Here is a 17,354-nt window from a genome sequence, read left to right on the forward strand (position 1 = left end):
GCGCGGCGAAATACCCTCCAACTTGGTCGTGACGAGGTGACTTCTCGTGGCCGATCCGAAACCGCCGCTCTTCCTCGGTATTGACTGCGGCACCCAGAGCCTGCGCAGCGGCATCTTCGACCTCGCCGGCAAGCCGGTGGTCGCTGCCGTGCGCGAATATCCCACCGACTTCCCGCGCGTGGCGTGGGCCGAACAGCAGCCGCACGACTGGTGGAACGCCGTCAAGGAGACGGTCGCCGAATGCCTCGACCGCGGCCGCGTCAGGCCCGCCGACATCGCCGGCATCAGCCTCGACGGCACCGCCTGCACCGTCGTCGTCGCCAAGGACAACGGCGAGCCCCTACGCCCCGGCATCCTGTGGATGGATGTCCGCGCGCACGACCAGGCTGAGCGCGTCACCGCCACCGGCGATCCCGTCCTCAAGTACGTCGGCGAGAAGGAAAGCCCGGAGTGGATGATCCCCAAGGCGCTGTGGCTCAAGGAGAACGAGCCGCGGGTTTATGAAAAGGCCGAGCGCATCGCCGAGGTCACCGACTGGCTCATGTTCCGCCTCACCGGGCGCTGGACCGCGTCCCTCAACGTCGCCACCTGCAAGTGGAACTACGCTACCCCCGAGGGTGGTTGGCCGCGGCGGTTGCTCGAGACCCTGGGCCTGCCCGAGATCCTGGACAAGTGGCCGCAGGACGTGCTCGCCCTCGGCGAGCGCGCGGGCGAACTGACGAAGACGGTCGCCGCCGATTTGGGCCTGCCCGCGGGCATACCGGTGGCCGAGGGTGGCATAGACGCCTACACCGGGATGCTCGGCATGGCGACCGTCAAGCCGGGCCGCATGGCAGTGGTGATGGGGTCCTCGACCTGCCACATGGGCCTCAGCGACCGCGGCATCTTCGGCTCCGGCGTGTGGGGGCCGTATCCGGACGCGCTGATTCGCGGCACCTGGGTGCTGGAGGGAGGTCAGACCGCCACCGGCTCGATCGTGAAGTGGTTCCGCGACAGCTTCGCCGCGGGCGCGTCGTATGCCGCGCTGGACGAGAAAGCGGCCGCGATACCGCCGGGGGCGGAGGGGCTGGTGCTGGTGGACTACTTCCAGGGCAACCGCACGCCGATCCGCGATCCGCTGGTACGCGGCGCGCTGTGGGGGCTGGGCCTCAAGCACACGCCGGCCCATGTTTTTCGCGCCATCCTGGAGGGCACCGCCTACGGCACGCGCCACATCCTGGAGGATCTGACCGCCCACGGGTTCAAGGCCGCCGAGCTCTACGCCACCGGCGGGGGCGCGAAAAGCCGCCTGTGGCTGCAGATCACGGCTGACGTCTGCGGGCTGCCCATCTTCCTCTCCGAGGTCGGCGAGGCGACCACCCTCGGCAGCGCCATCGCCGCCGCCGTCGGCGCGGGATATTATCCCGACCTGGCGCAGGCGTCGGCGAACATGGTCACCATCACCGGCGAGGTCAAGCCCGACCCCGCCCGGCGTGACGACTACGACTTCTACTTCCGCCAGTATGTGGAAACCTACCCCGCGCTGGCGCCACTGATGCACGAGGTCTCCCGCCGCGTCCAATCCGGGTAGGGGCGCGCGAGTGCACCATGCCAATGTGGGGCAAGCCGCAGCCGAAGGGCCGTCCCGAGCTGGCCCGCATAGGGGAGGACGCGGCCGCGCGCTATCTCCAGGCGCAGGGCTACGCCATCCTCGAACGCAACTATCGCACCGACCTGGGCGAGGTTGACCTCATCGCGCGCCACGGCGGCGACCTGGTATTCGTCGAGGTCAAGAGCCGCACGCCGTCGGATTCCTTCGCTCCCGGGGAGTCGGTGACGCGCGCCAAGCGCGGAAAGCTGGTGCGGCTGGCGCAGGTTTACCTGGCGGCGCGCGCGCGCCGCGACGAGCGCTGCCGCTTCGACGTGGTCGAGGTCGCCCTGGAGGATACAGGCGAGGTGCTGAGCGTGCGCGTAATTCCGGGGGCGTTCTTGGCCGGCCGGTAGGCGCGGGGAGGGTGATCGGAGCATGGGCGCCCCCGCCCGTGATATCCTGGCCGAGGCGGCCAGGCTTCATGGCGCAGGCGTAGCCCCGCGCTGCCGCGCGAATGCCGCCCGGCCCCCTACATGAGCCGCGATTTGCGCGGCCGGTAGCCGTGGCGGCGGATCCAGGCGTCGAGCTTGCGCTCCAGGTCGCGGGCGAGCTGGGGCTCCTCGGCGATGATGTTGCGTTGCTCGCCGGGGTCGCGCTGGAGGTCGTAGAGCTCCCGCCACCCGCCCCGCTTGAACTGCGCCACCTCACCCAGGCGTGCGAACCGCTCGCCGGCATCGCCCAATAGCTTGTCGAACTTCGCGGCCAGCGGCACGGTGCGGATGAGCTTGTAGCGCGCCGATCGCGCCGAGAAGTGCTCGTACTTGTAGAGCTTCTCATGCAGGGTGTGGGCGAAAACCACCTCCGGTGCCGGGTCCTTTTTCCCGCGGATGCGCGGCAGCAGGCTGCGGCCGTCCATCTCCGGCGGCAGCGGCAGCGCGCAGATGTCGAGGATGGTAGGCGCGATGTCCTGGGTCTGGCACAGCCCGGGCACCGCCTTGCCGACCGGGAGCACGCCGGGCAGGGCCATGACCAGGGGGATGCGCGCGATCTCCTCGTAGAGGTTGAGCTTCTTCTCCAGGAAGCCGTGCTCCTGGAACTCCGTGCCGTGGTCGGAGGTGGCGACGATCAGCGTGCGCTCAGCCTGCCCCAGGCGCCGCAGCTCCTCCAGTATGAGCCCGAAGTAATGATCCACATAGCTGATCTGGCCCTCGTAGCGGTTCTGGTAGCTGCTGCCCCACTTCGAGCCCCAGGGCTCGTTGGCGGCGAAGGGCTCGTGCGTGTCATTGGCGTGGAGGTACATGAAGAACGGCCGCGATCCCGCCAGGCGCAGGCATTGGCGCGCCGGCTCCACCACTAGCTCCAGGCCATTGTTGGTGGGGAAGAGGTCGGTGTAGCTGCGGAAGCCGCGCGCGAAGCCGTAGGCCCACGAGCCGCCGAAGCCGTTCTGATTGGCGAGGCCGAAGGTGAGATAGCCGTTGTCCCGAAAGACCTCGGCAAGCGGCCGGAAACGCGCTGGCAGATGGCAGTCCAACCGCAGATAGACCAGGCCGTGCTTGATCGGCGCGAGGCCGGTGAGCAGCGTCATGTGCTGCGGCAGGGTCCAGCCGCAATTGACAACGGCATCCTTGAATCGCACCCCCTGCGCCGCCAGTGCATCCAGGGTCGGCGACACCTGCTTGGGGTAGCCATAGGCGCCGAGGTAGTCCCGGCGCAGGGTGTCGAAGGAGATGACGATGACGTTGAATGGGCCGCCGGGGGCCTGCGGCCTGCGGGCGCTGCGCGTTCGCTTGACGGGGGACATGGGCGTGGCAGTCCTTTCTATTTCCCTGCGCGCGTGATCTCGATGGCGCAGACGTTGGCGCCGGCGTGCATGGGCAGGGAGACGCCGACGAACCGTACTTCCAACCGGCCGCTGGTCACCTTCGCGGCGAAGGTCTTCTCCCGGGCCGTGTCGTGGCCGACCTCGGCGAAGACGCCGAAGTTCTCCAATACGCGCTTGCCCTGGATGAAGACCTCCTGCCGCTCGGCGGCGTTCGATTCCCAGTAGATCTCCGCGAACAGCAGCCGCACCTGGTAAGTCCCGTTGGGGAGATCAAAGCGATAGCGAATCTCTTCGCCAACACGGAGGGACTGGAACAGCGGAGCATCGTCGGCGTCCGCGATGGCATCCGTCGTGGTCAGAACGTAGGTATCGGGCATATCCAGGCAGCCCCACGAACCAGCGTGGTAGGCCTGGTCCGGCGCCCACAGGTTGCCCTCGCGGTCGCGGAACTGCTGGCCGCCGACGTTGACGCGGACCGCAGCCTTCGCCTTGGTGGCTGCGCGTTGCCTCATGACATCCTACACCGTGCTGCGAGACGAGAATCGGGGCGCAGATACGAAGCGGGGCCCGGATACGCATATCATTGCCGCCTTCGGTGCGTAACCCGTCGGCACCTTCCGGCCGCCGGGAATTCGCGCTCGTCGTGAGCACGGCGTCGGCGGCCGCGCGGAGTGAAGAATCTCGCTGCGGTGGCTAGGGCCGACGAGTCGGCCCGCCACGGCGGCCCAACGGGCCTAGCCGCCTGATCGAGAACTGATGGGTAACCGTCAGGCGCAGTCCGCCTGTGGCCCAGTTCGTCCCCCCCGCTGCGGCTTTACGTGAGCGAGGCCACCTGGTACAATAATTGCTGCCAAGCAAGGCAATGCTGAATCCTGTCGTACCGGGAGGCCCGAAGTGAAGGGAACCGTCGTCAGCCCAAGGGTCATCATCGTCTGCTGTCTCGCGGCCCTGGCGGTCATATTCTTGGCAGTGCCGGCCCCGGCTGCGCCTGCCGGGCAAGGCCCCGAGCGCGCGATCGTGGTCTTCCGTGACTCGTTCGCCGACGCGCCCGCGCAAGCAGGCCTGCTGCGCGCGTTCGGCGGGGAGCCACTGCAGTCGTTGTGGTTGATCAACGGGGTCGCCGCGGCATTGCCGCCGGGGGTAGCGAAGCACCTGCTGGCGCGCGGCGAGGTCGTGCGGATAGACCCCGACGTGGAGGTGCACGCCCTGGCCAAGCCGCCGTGGGCCGGTGGGAACAAGGGCCAGCCGCCGGCGCAGCCACCGCAGGAGCTGCCGTGGGGCGTCAACCGCATTGACGCGGAATGGGCGTGGGGGGCTGCCACCGGGGCCGGGGTTAACGTCGCCGTCATTGACACCGGCATTGACAGCAGCCACCCGGATCTCGCGGCCAACGTCGCCGGCGGCATCAACTTCGTCGCCAAGACGTGGTGGAAACCGGCGGCCCCGAGCAAGTGGGCCGACGATAACGGCCACGGCACCCACGTTGCCGGCATCATCGCCGCGCTCGACAATGACATCGGCGTGGCCGGCGTGGCGCCGCGGGCGACGTTGTGGGCGGTCAAGGTGCTGGACAAGAACGGCTCCGGGTACCTGAGCAACGTCATTGCCGGCATCCAGTGGAGCGTGAGCAACCACATTGACGTGGCCAACATGAGCCTGGGCACCGACTTCGACGTCCCGTCGCTGCATGATGCGTGCGATGCCGCAGCCGCAGCCGGCGTGCTGCTGGTGGCGGCCGCGGGGAATGACGGCGCGGCGGTGGACTATCCGGGGGCCTATTCGTCCGTGATCGCGGTCGCCGCCACCGACATCAACGACCTGCGCCCCTGGTGGAGCAGTTTTGGGCCGCAGGTGTACCTCGCCGCGCCGGGCGTGAGCGTCAAGTCAACCTGGAAGGGCGGCGGCTACGCCTATGCCAGCGGCACGAGCATGGCGGCTCCCCACGTGACGGGAACGCTGGCCCTCAACCTGTCGGCCAATCTGTCCGCTTCCGCGGACGACTTGTCGCCCGCCGGCTGGGACGTCTACACCGGCTGGGGTCTGGTGGATGCGGGAGAAGCCGCGACCGGCGCAGTCAACTACGGCGACGACCTGCCATAGGCCCCCGCTGCGGGCACTCCGGGGCCCTGTCCGGTAGGTTTACACTTCGGGGCGAGCGTGCTATAATCCGGCGTCACGGCCGCTCCCAGCCTGAATCAAACCATGGCCGTGGCGGGCGGAGCAAGCATATGCCGGCTCGAACCACCCTGGCCCGTGCCGTTGCTGCCAACGGCGTGGGCCTGCATTCTGGAAAGCCCTGCCTGATCGAACTCAGCCCCGCGCGCTGCGGGGAAGGAACGGTATTCGCGCTTGAGGGCGCGCCCACGGTGACGGCGGTGGCAAGCCACGTGGTGCGATGGGAGCGCTGCGTGGCGTTGGGCAACTCGGCGGGGTCGGTGTACACGGTCGAGCACCTGCTGGCGGCGTTGCATGGGATGGGCGTTAACGACGTCCGCATCAAGGTTGCCGGCCCCGAGATCCCGGCCTTGGACGGCAGCGCGCTCGGCTTCGTCAAGCTCATTGACGAGGCGGGCGTCCGCGCGACCGGGCGCTTGCGCCGCTATCACCTGAAATCAGCGGTCTGGGTGCAAGAGGATGGCAGACTGCTGATCGCGCTGCCTGCCAACGAGTTTCGGATTAGCTGCGTGGTGGACTATCCGCACCCCCACCTCGGGCGCCAGTTCGCCACCTTCCGTATTGACCCGACCACCTTCCGCAACGAGATCGCGCCCGCGCGCACCTTCTGCTTCGAGGAGGACATCAAGGAACTGCGCGCCGCCGGCCTGGGCATGGGCGGGTCGGAGAAGAACGCGATCGTCATTAGCCCTCGCGGGTACACGTCGCCGCTGGTTTTCCCCAATGAGATCGTGCGCCACAAGGTGCTGGATTTGATCGGCGACCTGAGTCTGGTGGGAGTGCCCTTCAGCGCGCACATCGTCGCCGTGCGCCCGGGGCATCGGCTGAACGTCAGGTTGGCGCGCGAGTTGGCGGGCGCACTGGGCGTGGAAGCGTAAACCCAAACGAGCGGTTCAGAGGACGCTGCAATGCAACTAGATGTGAACCAAGTCTTGGAGGTGCTGCCGCACCGCTACCCCTTCCTGCTGGTGGATCGCATTCTCGAGCTGGAGCCGGGGGTGCGCGCGGTGGGGGTCAAGAACGTGACCATCAACGAGGAGTTCTTCAATGGTCACTTCCCGGGCCGGCCGCTGATGCCGGGGGTGTTGGTGCTGGAGGCGATGGCGCAAGTGGGGGGGATCCTGCTGATAGCGTCCGGCGACAATCACGGCAAGCTGGCCGTGCTCGGGGGCATTGACCGGGTGCGGTTCCGCAAGCCGGTGCTGCCGGGCGACCAGCTCGTGAGCGAGGTCGTGGTGTTGAAGATACACGCGGAGTGGGGCAAGGTGCGAGCGATCGCGCGCGTTGACGGAGACATCGTGGCCGAGGCCGAGTTCCTCTGCATGCTGCTCAAGGATGAGCAGGAGTCGGCGCCAGCCGCCGCTCCCGGCGTCGGAGGGTGAACGGTGAACATCCACCCCACCGCCATTGTCGCCCCGGGCGCCAAGCTCGGCAGCGACGTTACGGTCGGCCCCTACGCGGTCATTGGCCCGGAAGCCGTGATCGGGGACCGCTGTCACATCGGCCCCCACTGCTTCGTTGACGGCCACACCGTCATCGGCGCCGACACGCAGGTGCTGTTCGCCGCCGCGCTCGGCTGTCCGCCGCAGGATCGCAAGTATAACGGCGAGCCGTCGTCGCTCGTCATCGGCGCGCGCAACATCATCCACGAGTACGTCACCATCCACCGCGGCAGTGGCGAGGGCACCACCACCCGCGTCGGCGACAACAACATGATCATGGCCTATTGCCACCTCGGGCACAACTGCCAGGTCGGGTGCGAGGCGACCCTGGTCAACAACGCCGTGCTCGGGGGGCACGTGGTGGTGGAGGATCGCGCCTACGTCGGCGGCCTCGTCGGCATTCACCAGTTCACCCGCATAGGCAAGCTCGCCATGGTCGGCGGCTATTCGCGCGTCACCCAGGATGTGCCCCCGTTCATGATGGTAGAGGGAATTCCGGCGCGGGTTCACGGGCTCAACGTCATTGGCCTGCGGCGGGCGGGGGTGGACGCCGAGACCCGCAACCTGCTCAAGGCCGCCTACCGGTTGCTATACCGCTCCGGGCTCAACCTGTCGCAGGCGCTGGACCGCATTGCCGCGGAACTGGAGGATGCCCCCGAGCTCCAGTACCTGGTGGATTTCTTGAGCGCGCTCAAGAACGGCCGCGTCGGGCGCCAGTATGATCGCCCGCCGTCGGCGCCGCCGGTCGAGGAGGACGTGCTCGAGGATCAAGTAGGGCCCAGTTGACCTCCAGCGGGGAGCCGGCGCCATGGAAGCCTTCATAGTCGCCGGCGAGCCCTCGGGCGACCGCCAGGGAGCGGCGCTGGCGAAGGAGATCTGGCGGCGGGAGCCGCAGGCCGACATCGCTGGCGTCGGCGCCTGGGCGATGGCGCAGGCGGGCGTGAGCATCGCCTTCGACAGCGCCGGCTGGGCCGCCATCGGCGTCGGCGAGGCGCTGAAGAAGGCCCCTGCGCTGTGGTTCGCGCTGCGTGCGCTGCGGCGGCGGCTGTTGACGGGGCCGCCCGCGGTGCTGGTGCTGATAGACTTCGGCGCTTTCAACCTGCGGCTGGCGCGCAGCCTGCAGGGAAGCGGCATTCCCATCCTCTACTACTTCCCCCCACGCTCGTGGTCGCGCGTGCCCGCCACCGGCGGCCTGACCGACTTGGTTGACGCCATCGCCACGCCCTTTCGCTGGTCGCAGGGGGTGCTGGCCGGAGGCCGGGCGCAGGTGCGGTGGGTGGGTCATCCCCTGGTGGATCAGGTGCAGCCGACCACGGCTCCCGCGCCGGCACGGGAGCGCTGGGGAGTGGCATCGGGTGAGCGCCTGGTGGCCGTGGTTCCGGGGAGCCGCCGGCAGGAGCTGCGCTACCTGCTGCCGGAGCTGGCATCCGCCGCCCGGGCGCTGGACGGGCAGCTCCCGGGGCTGCGATTCGCGATCAGCGCCGCCCCGGGCGTATCGCGGGATGAGCTGGAGCAGAGGTTCCGGCGCCTCGGCAGCGAACCCATTATCGTGGACGGCTTGAACCCCGACCTGCTGCAGCTCGCGCAGGTCGCGCTTGTCACCTCCGGCACGGCGACGCTGGAGCTCGCCATCCTGGGGGTGCCGATGGTGGTGGTGTATAAGCTATCGCCCGTCCACCGCCTGCAGTACGCGATCCTGTGCCGGCTGCGCGGGCCGCTGCGGTTCGTGGCGATGCCCAACCTCATCGCCGAGCGCGCCGTCGTGCCGGAGCTGCTGCAGGACCGCGCCCGGGGGGATCTCATCGCCGCCGAGGCGCGCAAGCTGCTGGACCAACCCGCGGCGGCGCAGCGGGTGCGGGGCGACCTGCTGGCGGTGGCCGCTGAACTCGGCCCCCCCGGCGCCGCCGGGCGCGCCGCCGAGATGGCGCTCGCGCTCGCACACAACCGACCGATCAGAGACGACCTTGGGACCGGTGCTGCTGAAGCGTAGGCTGTTGCTGACGCGGGTCACGGCGGTGGCCGTCGTCGCCGCCTTCTGGCTTCCGGGCGCGCGTCCGGCGGTGGGCGGGCTGGCCGCCGGCACGGCGCTTATGGTGGCCGGGCAACTGCTGCGGCTGTGGGCGGCCGGGCACCTGGTCAAGCGCGAAGTCCTGACCACCACCGGGCCCTTCGCGCACCTGCGCCATCCGCTCTACTGGGGGAGCATGTTGAGCGGGCTGGGGCTGTGTGTTGCCACGCGCATCTGGTGGTCGTACCTGGTGGTTGCGGTCGTGTTCACGCTGGTGTACGTTCCGACCCTGCTCGACGAGGAGCGGTCGCTGCAGCGGATCCACGGCGAGGCCTATCGCCGTTATCTCGAGGCGGTGCCGCGGTTCGGCCTGCGCCTGCGGGGATACCGCGCGCCGCAGAACTCGGCCGGCCCGAGCGGCGGCGGTTTCCGCTGGCACCTCGCCGTCGGCAACGGCGAGCACCGGACGATGGCGGCGACGGTGCTGCTGCTGGCCCTGCTGTGGGGGCGTCTGGTCGCGGCCGGAGGCATGCGGTGAGCGACTTCTGGCGAGTGCTGCGCCTGGCGCGACCGCACCGGCTGGTCGTCGTAGCCACCGTCGCCTGCATCGCCGTCGCCACCCTGGTCGAGGTCGGCGTCTTTCCCCTCTTCGCAGGCTTGATCTTCGGCGTGCTGTTTCCCAGTGACGCGGCCAACTCGCAGGTTCCCGCCCTGGTCAAGCATCTGCCGCTGGTTCGCAGCGTGCAGGGCGCCGCCGGCGCCACCAAGCTGCACTGGGTGCTGCTGGCGTGTGCGGGCATCCTCGTCTCCTATCTCGTGCGCTGCGTGGCTCTCTTCGGGGCCATGTACATGAGCCAGTTCATCGCGCAGCGCGTGATGTACACGCTGCGCGAGCGCGTTTACGGCCGCCTGCTGCGGCTGTCGCTTGCCTTCCATGACCGCCACGCGGTCGGCGACTCGATGAGCCGCATCACCAACGACGTGGTGCTGACGCAGAACATGATCAGCGTCCAGCTTGCCGATCTGGTGGCGACCGTCATCACCTTTGTCATCGGCGTCGGTGGGATGCTGATCATCAGCTGGCGGCTGACCCTGCTGTCGGTCATCCTGGTGCCGCTCACGGCCTATACCATCTCGCGCGCCGGCCGCGGCATGCGCCGCGCCCAGACCAACATCCAGCAGCGCCTCGCCCACCTCGCGTCGTGGGTGCAGGAGCGGCTCCACTCCGTGCGCATCATCCAGAGCTTCGCCCGCGAGGACTACGAAGACGAGTGCTTTGCCGAGATCAGTGCGAGCAACGTCGAGGCCAATCTCAGGTCCGCGCGCATCCTCGCGCTGCTGGGACCACTCGTCGAGTACATGGGCATGGTGGGGATGGTGGTGGGCATCGCCTTCGCCGGCTGGCAGGTGATCCTGGGGCGCCTGAGCGCGGAGGAGTTGGCCCCGTTCTTCATCATCGCCCAGCGGGTCGGCCAGCGCTTCAGCAAGATCGGCAACATTCATCTCTCGATTCAGCAAGGCATCGCCGCGGTCCGTCGTATTTTCGAGATCCTGGACCAGGAAGCGACGGTGCCGGACGCGCCCGACGCCGTCGCCTTGCCCAAGGTGCGTGGCCGCGTTCGTTTCCACGACCTGTCCTTCGCCTACCCCGGGGGCGCCGAAGTGCTCAACGGCATCAACCTCGAGGTCACACCCGGAGAGGTGGTCGCCCTGGTCGGCCCCAGTGGAGTGGGGAAGTCCACGCTCGTCAACCTCCTGCCGCGGTTCTACGATCCGAGCTCGGGCCGGGTGGAGATAGACGGCTGGGATCTGCGTCGGGTGACGGTGCAGTCGCTTCGCGCCCAGGTCGGCATTGTGCCCCAGGAGACCATCCTCTTCAGCGGCAGTGTTTACGATAACGTCCGCTACGGCAAGCTGGAGGCGACGCCGGAGGAGGTGTACGCCGCCGCGCGCGCGGCCAACGCCGAGCAGTTCATCCGCGCGCTGCCGCAGGGATACGATTTCGACGTCGGCGAGCGCGGCCTGCGCCTGTCGGGCGGCCAGCGCCAGCGCATCGCCATCGCCCGCGCTCTGCTCAAGGATCCGGCCATCCTGGTGCTCGACGAGGCCACCAGCTCGCTCGACATGGAATCCGAGGCTCTGGTGCAGGAGGCCCTGGAGCGCCTGATGAAGGGCCGCACCACCTTCATCATCGCCCATCGCCTGCCGACCGTGCGCAACGCTGATCGCATCCTGGTGCTGGGCGACGGCCGCGTCATCGAGCAGGGCACCCACGAAGCGCTGGTCGCGCGCGGCGGCCTCTACCGCCGGCTGTACCAGATGCAGTTCCGCGAGGCCCCGGCGCGCGAGTAACCCGGGCAACTGACGATGGCAGTCCAAGACGTCGTGAGCCAACACCAACGCCCGCCACGAACGTGGCCCGCCCCACCGGCGGAGCCGGCGCCGGCCTTTGACTGGCGCCTGCTGCTGTACAATATCGCTCTGACTCTGCTCGCACCCCTGCTGGCGGCGTACCTGCTGTGGCGAATGGCCGGCCGCGGCAAGTCGCACGGCGGCTGGGGCGAGCGGCTGGGGCGCGTTCCCCCGGCGGCGCGCTACCGGCCGGGAGGCCCGCGGGTATGGATTCATGCCGTCTCCGCCGGTGAGGTCGCGGGCGCCGCGTGCTTGCTCGACGCCATCAAGCGCGTCCTTCCCGAGGCCCAGGTGCTGGTCTCGACCACCACCGCCACGGGACGGCCCATGGCCGCCAGGAGCTGTGCCCGCGCCGATGCCATCTTCCATTTTCCCCTCGACCTCCTGCCCGCCGTGGAGCGCGCCCTGCGCCTGACGCGCCCGGACCTGTGCCTGCTGGTCGAAGGCGAGCTGTGGCCGAATTTCCTATCCGCCGCCCGCAGGCACGGCATACCTACGATGGTGGTCAACGGGCGGGTGTCGGATCGCACCACCCGGCGGCTGCAGGTGCTGGGACCGCTGTTCAGGTGGGTGGTCGGTCGGGTTGACCGGTTCTGCATGCAGTCGCGAAGGGATGTCCAGCGCATCGTCGCGCTGGGCGCTCAGCCCGCGCGCGTCGCCCAGGTCGGCAACGTCAAGTTCGACCAGGCAGGCGCGCGGGTCGCGCCGGGGGAACGCGAGCGGCTGGCGCGCGAACTGGGGGTCGCGGGGGCGCAGACGGTGGTCATTGCCGCCTCCACCCATCCTGGGGAGGAAAGGATCGCGCTCGATGCCTTCAACGCGGTGCGCCAGGTGGATGCCGCCGCGCGGCTCATCATCGCCCCCCGGCACATCGGGCGCGCCCGCGAGGTCGAGCAGGTGGTGGCGCAAGCGGGGTTACGCTCCCGGCGCCGCACCCAGGGGCCGCCCGGCGCCGCCGAAGGACCCAACACGGTCATCATCCTCGACACCATCGGCGAGCTCGAACGAGTCTACTCAGTCGCCGCCGCGGCCTTCATCGGCGGCAGCTTCGCGCCCATCGGCGGGCACAACCTTCTCCAGGCGACGGCGCAAGGGATCCCCTGCGTCTTCGGCCCGCACATGCACAAGTCCCGCGATATCGCGGGTGTGATTACCGAGGCCGGGTTGGGGGTTCAAGTGCGCAGCCCGCAAGCGCTGGGCATGACCCTGGCCTCGCTGATCCGGGATCGCAAGCGCCTGGCGGCGATCCGGCGCAGCAGCGGCGAGGTGCTGGCGCGGCACCGCGGCGCCGCCGACCGCAGCGCGCTTGCCGCCGCCGAGATGCTCGGCTACCGGCCGCCGGGGACGCAGTCCACGCCCGGCGCCGGGCTGCGGGCTTTCGTCGTCGGGGCGCTGTCCGGGGCCGATCGCAGGCCGGCGGCGCGGGCGCTGGTTGGCATGCTGGCGCCCGCCTCCGCGCTATACTGGATCGGCCTCAAGCTGAGTCGGCTGGCGTATGCTCTGGGCCTGGCGCGCGTGACGCGCCTGCCCGCCCGGGTCATCAGCGTCGGCAACCTGACCGCCGGCGGCACCGGCAAGACCTCGGCGGCGGCGCTGCTGGCCGCGGACGCCGTCGGCGCCGGCAAGCGTACCGCGGTCCTCAGCCGCGGCTACGGGCGGCGGTGCGGGGGAGGCAAGGCCGAGCTCGTGTCCGACGGTAGGCAGGTCATGAGTGACCACCTGAGCGGCGGCGACGAGCCATTGCTGCTGGCCCGCGAGGCGGCGGGCGCGGCGGTGCTCGTGGGCAAGGATCGGCGGCAAACCGGACGGCGAGCGGTGGAGACCCTGGGGGCGGAGGTGCTTATCCTCGACGACGGCTTCCAGTACTGGCGGCTGGCCAAGGATCGCGAGATCGTCTTGATTGACGCGCTGTGTCCGTTCGGCAATGGCTTGCTGGTGCCCGCCGGCATCCTGCGCGAGCCGCTGAGCCACCTGCGCCGCGCAAGCGCGGTGTGGATCACCCACACGGATCTCGCGGCGCCGCAGCGGGTGGCGGAGCTACGCCGCCGCGTGGGGCGCGTCTTTCGCGGGCCTATCCGCGAGACCGTCCATCGTCCGCTTGACTTGCGCGCCCTGGAGGGCGAGGAAGCGATGGACCTGGGGCGGCTGCCGGAGCAACCGGTGGCTGCCCTCTCGGGCATCGGCAACCCGCGGGCCTTCGAGCTGACCCTGGAGCGACTGGGTGCGCGCGTACTGCCCCTGCGCTTCCCGGATCACTACCGCTACCGCGGCGCGGACTGCGCGGCGATTGAGCGCTTCGCGCGGCGCCGGGGCGCGCGTATCGTGACCACGGCGAAGGACGCGGTGCGGCTGTGGCCGGGAGCATTCACGCAACCAGTGTGGGTGCTGCGCGTGGAGATGGCGGCGGCGCAGGGCGGCCTCGGGCTCGAGTGGGAGGGGGAACCGGAGCAGCCGTGATTCACCTGCGCTACAGGCGGATGCAGCAGTTCGTCGGCCGCACGCTTCTGCTCTCCATGGCGCGCTGGGCGCATGTCATTCCCCGCCGCGCGGTGGGCGCGCTGGGGGCGATGCTGGGGATGCTGGTGATGGCGGGCTCGCCCCGCCACCGGCGCATCGTCATGGACAACCTGCGCACCGCGTTCGGCGACGAGAAATCCGAACTCGAGCTGCGGGTCATCGCGCGCCGCTTCTATCGCAACTTCGCGCGGGGCCTGATCGAGTTTCTGCGCATGCCCGCCATGGGCGCCCGGGAGATCGTTGACGCCAATCGCCTCCAGGGCCAGCACTACATAGACGAGGCGCTGAGCCGCGGCCGCGGCGTCATTCTCATTACCGCGCACTTCGGCAACTGGGAGACGGTCGGCGCGCGCCTCGCGCTCGCTGGTTACCGTCCGCTCAACGTCATCGCCCGCGACCAGCGCGACCAGGAGGTGACGGAGCTGCTGACGTCGCTGCGCCGCCACGGCGGGCTGCGGGTTATCCCGCGCGACGGGGCGATCCGCGCGTGCATGCGCCGCCTGCGCGCCAACGAGGTGCTGGCGATGTTGATTGACCAGAACGCGGGCGAGCGCGGCGTGTTCGTGGATTTCTTCGGCAAGCTCGCGTCCACCGCGGCGGGGGCGGCGGTGCTCGCGCAGCGCACCCAGGCGACGGTGCTGCCCATCTTCTGCGTGCGCCAGCCCGACGGCATCCAGGTCGGTGAAATCGGCCCGCCGGTCGAGATCCAACGCACCCATGACCTGGAAAGCGATATCATCGCCAACACCGCCATCTTCACCAAGATCATCGAGCACGCCGTGCGGCGGCGCCCGGATCACTGGTTCTGGCTGCATCGTCGCTGGAAAGCCCGCCCCCCGTGGGAGCGCGGCGAAACGGAGGGCCCTTCGTAGTCCGCGGCGCGCCCGGCCGTTTCGCGCACCTGTGACTGCCGACCGCGGACCGCGCACCAGCCATGGCGCTCACTCGCATCCTGATAGTCAAGCTCAGCTCGCTGGGTGACGTGGTGCACGCGCTGCCCGTCGCCGGGGCGCTGCGCAGGCGCTTCCCCGGCGCGAGCATCTCCTGGCTGGCGGGCCCGGCCGCCGCTCCGGTGGTGACGATGTGTCGCCATGTGCATCACCTGCTCGTCTGGCGCCCGGGGCGGCGCCCGCGGCTGCAGATGTTGTCGGAGCTGCGCGCGCTGCGGCCCCAGGTATCGCTCGACCTGCAGGGCCTGGTTCGCACCTCCGGCCTGGCCTGGCTGAGCGGGGCGCGCTGGCGCGTGGGCTTTCGCTCCTGGCAGGAGGGGGGCTTGGCGCTATGCAACTTGCCCGCCATTTCCCCGCGCAGCGACCTCCACGCGGTGGACGCCTACCTGGAGTTCGCGCGCTACCTGGGAGCGAACCAGGCAGGGGTGGACTACGGTCTGCGGTTGCCCGAGAAGGCGCGCGAGTATGGAGCGCGGGCCATCGGCTCCGGCGGCAGCGAGAAGAGGACGCCGGCGGTCGCCCTGCTGCCGGGTGCCAGGTGGGCGACGAAGAAATGGCCGGCACGCCACTTCGCCGCCGTCGCCGCCATGCTCGGGGAGCGCGGCGTGCGGTGCGTGGTGCTCGGAGGGCTTGATGAGCGCGAAGCCGGAGCCAGGATCGCGGCCGCCGCGCCCGGGACGGTGTGCGATTTCAGCGGCCGCACGTCGCTTGCCCAGTCGGCGGGAGTGATGATTAACTGCGCGCTGGCGGTGGGCAACGATTCGGGGCCGATGCATCTGGCGGTCGCGCTGGGCGTGCCCGTGATCGCCCTCTTCGGGCCGACCGATCCGGTGCGCACCGGCCCCCACGGCAGCGGACATACCGTGCTCCAGGCCGCGGTGAGGTGCGTCGGCTGCCGGCGTCGGCGATGCCGAGTGCCGTGCATGGAGACCATCTCCCCGGAGCGCGTCCTGGAGGCCGCGCTCCAGCGGCTGGCGCGAAGCCGGGAACATGCCTGAACTGACGATCCTACATCTGCTGCCCGCGCTCGAGTGCGCCGCCGGGAGCTACGTCGTCGGCCTCGCGGCGGCCTTGCGGGCGCGCGGTCATCGCTGCGTCATCGTCTCCGGCGGGAGCAAGCCGCCGGAGCAGGCAGGGGCCGCCGGCGCGCGCCACCTCCATCTGCGCATGCGCGGCCTGCACGCGCCCGCCGCGGTGCGCCGCCTGGCGTGGATCATTGACCGCGAGCAGGTGGACCTGCTCCACGCCCACAGCCGGACCGTGGGCGCCGTGGGTTCCCTGGCCGCGCGCCTCGCGCAGATCCCCCACCTGCTTACCGTCCACGGCCTGCACAGCCCGGCGCCGGGTGGGCTGGAGCGCGCGGCTGCCGAGGTGGAGCGCATCTATCGCGAACTGCTGGCGGGAGCACCGCCGCGGCGCATCGCGGTGTTTCACCTCAACCAGGTGGGGGATCTCATGTTCTCGCTGCCCGCGCTGGCTGCGCTGCGGGCGCGCTTCCCGGCCGCGGAGATCGTCAGCATCCTGCGCCCGCACCTGCGGGAGCTGCTGCAGGACAGCCCCTATGTGGACCGCTTGATCCTACGTCGGGGCGGGCTCGCGGCCGAGGCGCGACTGGCACGCGGGCTGCGGGGCGCCGGGTTCGACCTGGTCGTGGCGCTGTCGCAGTCCGCATCGTCCGTGCTGCAGGCGCTCGCCTGCGGGGCGCCAAGGCGCGTGGGGTTTGTGGATGCGGACCTGAGCTTTCTGTTCACGCGCAAGGTGCATGTGCGCGGCGTGGTGTGGCCGGGCAAGCTGGCGCGCCTGCCCGTGTGCCTCGGCGCCGACGCGCCGCCGCTCAGCTACGTCGGCATGCTGGCCATTGCCGAGGCATTGCGGGCGCGCGCGCGCGGGCTCCTGGAGAAGCGGGGAGTCGCGTCCGGTCAGGAGATGGTCGCGATTGCGCCGGGCGCTTCGGGGCGCCGGCGGCACAAGGCGTGGGAGGCCGGCAGGTTCGCGGCGGTGGGCGACCATCTGCACCGGCGCTGGGGCGCGGCGGTGGTGATCGTCGGCGGGGCCGGCGATGCCGCCGAGGCGGGGCGCATCGCCGCCGCGATGTCGGCGCCGGCGGTCAACCTGGCGGGTCACACGACCACCGGCGAGCTGGTTGCCGTGCTCGAACGCGCCCGGCTGCTGGTCGGCATTGACGCCGGGCCCATGCACGTCGCGGCGGCCATGGGCACGCCCACCGTGGCGCTGTTCGGCCCCACTGATCCCCGGCGCACCGGACCCTGCGGCGACGGGCACGAGATCGTCACCGCGGGTCTCGACTGCGCCCCTTGCCTGCGCGGGTGCGAGACCCGCGCGTGCATGACCGGCATCACCGTGCGGCACGTGACGCAAGCCGCGGACAGGGTCATGCGCGGCGCCGTGCCTAGCGCTGGGGATTCCGTGGACGGCGCGGGCTGAGCCCATGCGCATT

General features: G+C 70.1%; 15 protein-coding genes. 13 read left to right on the forward strand and 2 right to left on the reverse strand.

Annotated elements, in window-relative coordinates; all coding sequences use genetic code 11:
- The first annotated feature begins 46 nt into the window (after positions 1–46).
- Both VM221_07165 and VM221_07170 read left to right on the forward strand, forming a co-directional pair.
- The gene (locus VM221_07165; protein HUT74598.1) at positions 47–1,570 is read left to right on the forward strand and encodes an FGGY-family carbohydrate kinase; all 1,524 of its coding nucleotides are present in this window, start codon (positions 47–49) and stop codon (positions 1,568–1,570) included.
- Positions 1,571–1,587: 17 nt separating this feature from the next.
- Complete coding sequence (locus VM221_07170; GenBank protein ID HUT74599.1) at positions 1,588–1,983, forward strand: YraN family protein; 396 nt, start codon at positions 1,588–1,590, stop codon at positions 1,981–1,983.
- A 116-nt stretch (positions 1,984–2,099) separates the two neighbouring features.
- Here the strand turns inward: VM221_07170 and VM221_07175 are convergent, their stop codons facing one another.
- Positions 2,100–3,371: a sulfatase gene (locus VM221_07175; protein HUT74600.1), complete on the reverse strand. Its 1,272-nt coding sequence runs from the start codon at positions 3,369–3,371 to the stop codon at positions 2,100–2,102.
- A gap of 17 nt (positions 3,372–3,388) precedes the next feature.
- Positions 3,389–3,904, reverse strand: coding sequence for a malectin domain-containing carbohydrate-binding protein (locus VM221_07180; GenBank protein HUT74601.1), 516 nt, complete (start codon positions 3,902–3,904; stop codon positions 3,389–3,391).
- Between the two features lie 382 nt (positions 3,905–4,286).
- Between VM221_07180 and VM221_07185 the strand changes: the two genes are divergently transcribed.
- The 11 genes from VM221_07185 to VM221_07235 all read left to right on the forward strand — a co-directional run bounded on the left by VM221_07185 (position 4,287) and on the right by VM221_07235 (position 17,341).
- A complete protein-coding gene (locus tag VM221_07185; protein ID HUT74602.1) occupies positions 4,287–5,492 on the forward strand; it encodes a S8 family peptidase in 1,206 nt (401 codons plus the stop codon).
- Between the two features lie 128 nt (positions 5,493–5,620).
- Positions 5,621–6,445 carry a UDP-3-O-acyl-N-acetylglucosamine deacetylase gene (gene lpxC / locus VM221_07190; protein ID HUT74603.1) on the forward strand — a complete coding sequence of 275 codons (825 nt, stop codon included), beginning with the start codon at positions 5,621–5,623 and terminating at the stop codon, positions 6,443–6,445.
- Between the two features lie 30 nt (positions 6,446–6,475).
- On the forward strand, positions 6,476–6,949 hold the full coding sequence (fabZ, locus tag VM221_07195; GenBank protein ID HUT74604.1) for a 3-hydroxyacyl-ACP dehydratase FabZ: 474 nt from the start codon (positions 6,476–6,478) through the stop codon (positions 6,947–6,949).
- Between the two features lie 3 nt (positions 6,950–6,952).
- On the forward strand, positions 6,953–7,795 hold the full coding sequence (lpxA, locus tag VM221_07200) for an acyl-ACP--UDP-N-acetylglucosamine O-acyltransferase (GenBank protein HUT74605.1): 843 nt from the start codon (positions 6,953–6,955) through the stop codon (positions 7,793–7,795).
- A 22-nt stretch (positions 7,796–7,817) separates the two neighbouring features.
- On the forward strand, positions 7,818–8,999 hold the full coding sequence (locus tag VM221_07205; protein ID HUT74606.1) for a hypothetical protein: 1,182 nt from the start codon (positions 7,818–7,820) through the stop codon (positions 8,997–8,999).
- 4 nt (positions 9,000–9,003) lie between these two features.
- On the forward strand, positions 9,004–9,555 hold the full coding sequence (locus tag VM221_07210) for an isoprenylcysteine carboxylmethyltransferase family protein (protein ID HUT74607.1): 552 nt from the start codon (positions 9,004–9,006) through the stop codon (positions 9,553–9,555).
- Positions 9,552–11,369, forward strand: coding sequence for an ABC transporter ATP-binding protein (locus VM221_07215; GenBank protein HUT74608.1), 1,818 nt, complete (start codon positions 9,552–9,554; stop codon positions 11,367–11,369). The genes VM221_07210 and VM221_07215 overlap by 4 nt, the downstream gene beginning before the upstream one ends.
- A 15-nt stretch (positions 11,370–11,384) precedes the next feature.
- On the forward strand, positions 11,385–13,886 hold the full coding sequence (lpxK, locus tag VM221_07220) for a tetraacyldisaccharide 4'-kinase (GenBank protein HUT74609.1): 2,502 nt from the start codon (positions 11,385–11,387) through the stop codon (positions 13,884–13,886).
- Positions 13,883–14,818 carry a lysophospholipid acyltransferase family protein gene (locus VM221_07225; GenBank protein ID HUT74610.1) on the forward strand — a complete coding sequence of 312 codons (936 nt, stop codon included), beginning with the start codon at positions 13,883–13,885 and terminating at the stop codon, positions 14,816–14,818. Before lpxK ends, VM221_07225 begins: the two co-directional genes overlap by 4 nt.
- Before the next feature lie 62 nt (positions 14,819–14,880).
- Complete coding sequence (locus VM221_07230; GenBank protein ID HUT74611.1) at positions 14,881–15,894, forward strand: glycosyltransferase family 9 protein; 1,014 nt, start codon at positions 14,881–14,883, stop codon at positions 15,892–15,894.
- Positions 15,887–17,341, forward strand: a complete 1,455-nt coding sequence (locus tag VM221_07235) for a glycosyltransferase family 9 protein (GenBank protein HUT74612.1) — start codon at positions 15,887–15,889, stop codon at positions 17,339–17,341. Before VM221_07230 ends, VM221_07235 begins: the two co-directional genes overlap by 8 nt.
- Positions 17,342–17,354 lie beyond the last annotated feature (13 nt).

The sequence above is a fragment of the Armatimonadota bacterium genome, assembly GCA_035527535.1.
Taxonomy (GTDB): Bacteria; Armatimonadota; Hebobacteria.